This is a genomic window from Ensifer sp. MJa1, from assembly GCF_037026475.1.
Taxonomy (GTDB): Bacteria; Pseudomonadota; Alphaproteobacteria; order Rhizobiales; family Rhizobiaceae; genus Ensifer.
The window spans coordinates 1-1,164 of record NZ_JAKUMO010000062.1 but is presented as its reverse complement, the minus strand read 5'-3'; the positions used below and the strand labels follow the sequence as shown (position 1 = coordinate 1,164).

The 1,164-nt window shown below is 57.1% G+C and carries 1 protein-coding gene; it reads right to left on the bottom strand.

Annotated elements, in window-relative coordinates:
• Window positions 1-89 precede the first annotated feature (89 nt).
• The gene (locus tag MKZ91_RS31495; protein WP_027988767.1) at window positions 90-1,091 is read right to left on the bottom strand and encodes an IS30 family transposase; all 1,002 of its coding nucleotides are present in this window, start codon (window positions 1,089-1,091) and stop codon (window positions 90-92) included.
• Window positions 1,092-1,164 lie beyond the last annotated feature (73 nt).

The window sequence follows — 1,164 nt, the reverse complement described above, 5'->3', positions numbered from 1 at the left end:
GACATTCCAACTTTGCAGGATCAGGACACTTTAACTTTGCGGGGGAGAATCTAATCCAAGTGCAACATTGACGGGTGAAGAGTAGGGCACTACGCGCATTCGCGCAAATGCGCCATGAAGACCTCGGTGGGCGTTCGATAGCCCAAGCACTTGCGCGGGAGCGCATTCATATGTTGGGCGAGGGCGACGAGCTGTTGCTGACTGACAGCGGAGAGATCGGTATCGCCAGGCATGAAGCGGCGGATGCGCTTGTTGGTGTTTTCCACGGCACCTTTCTGCCAAGGCGCACTGGGGTCGCAGAACCAGCTCCGCGCGCCGATGCCCTCTTCCAAAGCCCTGAATCCGGCAAACTCCGTGCCGCGATCAAAGGTGAAGCTCTGCCGGGCAAAGGCTGGCAAGGGAGAGAACGTTTCGATGATCTTGTCCATGATCGGTCGTGAATGCCGGCTGTGGTTCTTGATCATGACGGTGTAGCGGCTCTTGCGTTCAACCAAGGACGTGACGTTGGCGTTGCCCAAGTCACGCTGGAAGATCAACAAGTCGCCTTCCCAGTGACCGAACTGCGAACGATTACCAATGAAATCAGGACGTTGCGAAATCCTGCAGGCAGCAGGAAAAGTGCCGTCGCGGGGTTTCCTCGAGCCGCGGGGGCGGCGTTTGCGGCGGCCTTCCGCCAGATGCTGATGGAGTTCCAGCGCCTGATCTTCCTTGCCATAGATGAAGCGATAGATCGTCTCGGTGCAGACCCGCACGGCGCTCACGCCATCGGCGAGCAGACGACCGGCAATCTGTTCCGGTGACCAAAGTGCCTTCAGCTGCTCGATCACCAGTTCGCGCAATTGCGGGTGCCGCACAAGCTTCCTCAAACGCTGCCGCCGCTCTTTGCGGATATCGTCAGCAACGGTCGGGAAGTAACCGCTATAGTCGGGCAGCTCGCGATCGTGGAAGGTGTTGCGCCTGATCTCACGGTAAATCGTCGATCGATGACGACCAAGTTCGCGCGCCATTTCTTTGATCGGCACTTTGCGTTCGACAAAGTGGAAGAGGCGGCGTCGATCAGTCAGATTCAGCTGCGAATAGCGTCGGGACATTCCAAAATCTCCAAGGGGAACCCATTGAAATCATTGGCATGTCGCACTTGGAAATAGAATGTACCCGGCTACA